General features: G+C 63.1%; 4 protein-coding genes. 2 read left to right on the forward strand and 2 right to left on the reverse strand.

The genetic code is table 11. The features are described from left to right. Positions 1 to 616: hypothetical protein (locus A2I95_RS26490; RefSeq protein ID WP_291734718.1), on the reverse strand; the 616-nt coding region annotated here is incomplete at its 3' end. 104 nt (positions 617 to 720) lie between these two features. On the opposite strand from A2I95_RS26490, the gene A2I95_RS26495 reads away from it, so the two are divergent. Both A2I95_RS26495 and A2I95_RS26500 read left to right on the forward strand, forming a co-directional pair. Continuing rightward, positions 721 to 1053: a helix-turn-helix domain-containing protein gene (locus A2I95_RS26495; RefSeq protein ID WP_291734720.1), complete on the forward strand. Its 333-nt coding sequence runs from the start codon at positions 721 to 723 to the stop codon at positions 1051 to 1053. A 99-nt stretch (positions 1054 to 1152) separates the two neighbouring features. Beyond that, positions 1153 to 3522 (forward strand): Tex family protein, encoded by a 2370-nt coding sequence (locus A2I95_RS26500; RefSeq protein WP_291734722.1) that lies wholly within the window; start codon positions 1153 to 1155, stop codon positions 3520 to 3522. 44 nt (positions 3523 to 3566) lie between these two features. On the opposite strand, the gene A2I95_RS26505 is transcribed toward A2I95_RS26500, so the two are convergent. Further along, positions 3567 to 4438, reverse strand: an 872-nt coding sequence (locus tag A2I95_RS26505) for a hypothetical protein (protein ID WP_291734725.1), incomplete at its 5' end; no start/stop codon positions are given.

The raw sequence follows: 4438 nt of genomic DNA on the forward strand, positions 1-4438 counted from the left end.
CGTTGGGGTTGTCGAAGGCCATGAACTGTAAAGCGCCTGCGGATGTCGCGATGCCAAGGCTGACGGCAATGGCAAAATCGATCAGGCTGATATAGCTGGCGCGGCGCACCAGATCCTCGGCATTTGCATCGCCGCGGTTCAGGGCGCGCATGGCCTGGATCGCGGCAATGCCGGCCAGAATGTCACCAATGCCCGCAGGCAGAGCAAACTGCCAGGGCAGGGCGCCCATCAGCCAGCCCAGAAGAAACACGCCGCCCATCAGCCGGAGGCTTTGAATGCTGATCAATTCGGCGTGCCCCAAACTGCCGAGAATCGCCCGGCCGGTGACTGTCAGCCGGCCCAGCCCCCACAGGAAGGCTGCTCCGCCGATCAGGGGCATGAGGGCATATGGCGGATCGGTTACCGCCAAGGGCGGCATCAGGATCCCGGCTTTGGCTAGCAGGGCGACCAGCGGGTGCCAGAGCCCCAGGGCGACAGTCGCCACAGCCACAGCAGTAGCCGATTGCCGGAGCGGGAGGCCGGATTTGTAAGCTCCGATGCTGAGGATTCCTACGGCGAAGGCCGGAAGGATGACGGCGAAGGCCTGCACGTAAGCAGTTGCGAAAGTTTCGAACATGTCCTTGCTCCTGATAGTCCGGGTTTTGTTGGTTTCAATTTTGAAGTAACTATAAAATAAGTAGTGACTTCACATTTGAAAGCTTGCCCCTTACATTTTCTTGCATGAGCCAGAAAACACGCCAGAATTGCCCGGTGCTGAGGGCCTCGAATGTGATGGGGGATCAGTGGACTCTGCTGATCCTGCGCGAGTTCTTTCTGGAGGGGGGGCGCAGGTTCCAGGACTTGCAGGACATTCTGAAAGTGTCACCTAACACGTTGTCCGGGAGGTTGCGCAAGCTGGAAGACAGCGGTGTGCTGGAACGGCGGGCTTATTCGCAAAACCCACCGAGGTGGGAATACCACCTGACTGAGCGCGGTGAGGCGCTTGCGCCGGTCATGAGTGCGATCCGGGCCTGGGGGGAAGCGCATACTCCGGATCTGCCAGACGGATCCTAACGGTGGCGGCAACCGGCTGCCAGTTGCGCATTGTCCTCTTGGCGCGGCGCGGACAGGCGGCTAGAACTGGCAGTCCGAGCAGACCAACAGGAGGCCGCCTTGGACACTTCCGCCCGTATCGCCCAGACAATCGCCGCAGAAATCGGTGCCGCACCCAAACAGGTGACCGCCGCTGTCGGACTTTTGGATGAGGGCGCAACCGTTCCCTTTGTCGCGCGCTACCGCAAGGAAGTGACGGACGGGCTGGATGATACCCAGCTGCGCACCCTGGCGGAGCGGCTGGAGTACCTGCGCGAGCTGGAGAAGCGCCGGGCTGCGATCCTTGACTCGATCCAGGGACAGGACAAGCTGACCGATGATCTGATGGCCTCAATCGCCAAGGCGGAGACCAAAGCGCAGCTGGAGGACATCTATCTGCCGTACAAGCCCAAGCGGCGCACCAAGGCGATGATTGCCCGCGAAAACGGGCTGGAGCAGCTGGCAGATGCCATTCTGTCCGACCGCAGCGCTGATCCTGAGAAACTGGCCAGTGAGTATGTGACCGAGGCGGTCGCAACGGTGAAGGACGCGCTGAACGGGGCGCGGGACATTCTGACCGAGCGGTTGTGCGAGAATGCGCATTTGCTGGGGCGGTTGCGGGAGTTCCTGCAGAAAGAGGCGTTGCTGACCGCCAAGGTGATTGTGGGCAAGGAACAGGAAGGTGCCAAGTTTTCGGACTATTTTGCGCATACTGAACGCTGGGCGGATGTGCCCTCGCACCGGGCACTGGCGATGCTGCGCGGCGCAAACGAAGGTGTGCTGACGCTGGACGCGGGGCCGGAGCCGGAGGCGGGCGTGGTGCGCGCCGAGGCGATGGTGGCGGCGGTGCTGGAGGCGGGCGGCACCAGCCCGGGCGACAAATGGCTGCGCAAGGTGGCGGGCTGGACCTGGCGGGTGAAGCTGTCGCTGTCGATGATGCTGGAGCTGTTGGGCGACCTGCGCGGACGGGCGCAGGAAGATGCCATCCAGGTTTTTGCGCGCAATCTCAAGGACCTGCTGTTTGCAGCGCCAGCCGGTGCGCGGCCGACACTCGGGCTGGATCCGGGCATCCGCACCGGCGTCAAGGCGGCGGTGGTGGATGCAACCGGGAAACTGGTGGCCACCGAAACGCTGTACCCGTTCCAGCCGAAGAACGATCTGCGCGGCGCGCAGGTGTCCATCGTCAAGCTGATTGCCGAACACGGCGTCGAGCTGATCGCCATCGGCAACGGCACCGCCAGCCGCGAGACTGAGCGGATGGTGGCAGAGGTGCTGAACCATCTGCCCGCCAAGGTGAAGGCGCCGACCAAGGTGGTGGTCAGTGAGGCGGGGGCCTCGGTTTATTCGGCATCTGAGCTGGCCGCGCGGGAGTTTCCGGATCTGGATGTGTCCTTGCGCGGGGCGGTGTCGATTGCCCGGCGCCTGCAGGATCCGCTGGCGGAGCTGGTGAAGATCGAACCCAAAAGCATCGGAGTGGGCCAATACCAGCACGATGTGGACCAGCACAAACTGTCGAAATCGCTGGATGCGGTGATCGAGGATGCGGTGAACGGCGTGGGGGTGGACCTCAACATGGCGTCTGCGCCGCTGCTGGCGCATGTCTCGGGTCTTGGCCCCGGTCTGGCGGAGGCAATTGTGGCGCACCGCGATCTGAATGGCGCGTTCATGTCCCGCAAGGAACTGCTGAAGGTCGCGCGGCTGGGCCCCAAGGCATTTGAGCAATGCGCCGGTTTTCTGCGCATCCGTGATGGCAAGGAACCGCTGGATGCGTCCTCGGTCCACCCCGAGGCCTATGACGTGGCGCGCAAGATCGTGGCGGCCTGCGGGCGCGATATCCGCCAGATCATGGGTGATGAGAACGCCCTCAAAGGGCTGCGGGCTGAAGATTTTGTCAGTGACAGTTTCGGTTTGCCCACCGTGCGGGACATTTTGCAAGAGCTGGAAAAGCCGGGCCGCGACCCGCGTCCTACTTTTGTGACGGCATCGTTCAAGGACGGGGTGGAGCAAATCACCGACCTGAAACCGGGCATGGTGCTGGAAGGCACCGTCACGAACGTGGCGGCCTTTGGCGCTTTTGTGGATATCGGCGTGCATCAGGACGGGCTGGTGCATGTCAGTCAGCTGGCCGACCGGTTTGTGAAGGACCCGCATGAGGTGGTGAAGACTGGCAAGGTGGTCAAGGTGACGGTCACCGAGGTTGATGTCCCGCGCAAGCGGATTGGTCTTACGATGAAGAAGGACGGCGGCGCCTCGGCCAAAGAAGACCGCAACGCGCGCGGCCCGGCCAAGGGCCCAGGGCCGCGCCGCGACAGCAAGCCGGGCGGCCCTCAGGGCGGTAAGGGTAAGATGTCTGCGGGACCGAAGGGCGGCGGGCAAGGCAGCCGCCAAAGCGCAGGCCAAAGCACAGGCGCGTTGGGTGCGGCACTGATGGATGCCTTTAAGAAGAAGTAGGGCAGCGGGGCCTTGGCCCCGTTTTTCTCTTTCGAAAAGGCCGGTTATGCTAAGCTGAATTGCAGGCCCCGGTCGGTGAAGGCGATTTTTTGCCCGCCTTCGATTTCTTCGCGGAATTGACCGGCGATGGCGGCAAGCGCGCCGGCATGGCCACGGGCTGCAAAGCGGCTGACAGAGCGGATGCGGGCGCTGTTGTCAAAGCCTTCGGCGGCATGCGCCCAGACCAGCGGATGCAGTTCTGTCAGGTGATCGCGGATCAGCCAGTTCGCAGCCTCGGCAATCTTCAGCCGCGGCAGGTCGGCTTGCAGAGTCTGCCCCAGGCTCTTGCGCAGCGAGACCGTGCAATAGGCGGCCAGCAGGTTGATCATCTCCTGCGAAGGGTTGGCTTTGACGATGTCCTTCAGCCCGTCGAGAAAGAACCGGGAGTCAACGCGGGCACAGGCCTGATCGTCGATGGCAATGGCGTCGAAGTAAACCCAGGTATAGCCGCCGGCCCCCCAGGTTTCTGCCGTGCGCGACGCGGTTCGGCGGGCCTCCAGTTCAAGGGCTGCGTAGGATCCGGACCAGCGTGGCAGCATATGGGTGCCGAGTGTGCGCATGTGCCGGTGGTTGCCAGGAGCAAGATCAATCAGGACGCCAAACTCGTCCGCTACCCGCTGCGCCCCGGCAGCGCGGCCAGCAAACAGTGCGCAATGTGCGGCTTTCAGGAATGGGCTGTCCCGGCACACGTTTACTAATGGATCCAGCAAGGCTGCAGCGCGGTCGAAATGGGCGGCGCAGCGGCGTTGGTTCGCCTGCGGCGCTGCATCGTGTCCCTCAGCCCCACGCCAAGCCCAACCGATGTCGATATGGGCAAGGGCGACCAGCGCTGTCAGATAGGGGTCATGGCGGTTCTCAGCCCGCAACGCCTCAAAAG

The sequence above is a fragment of the Leisingera sp. F5 genome (assembly GCF_001593695.1).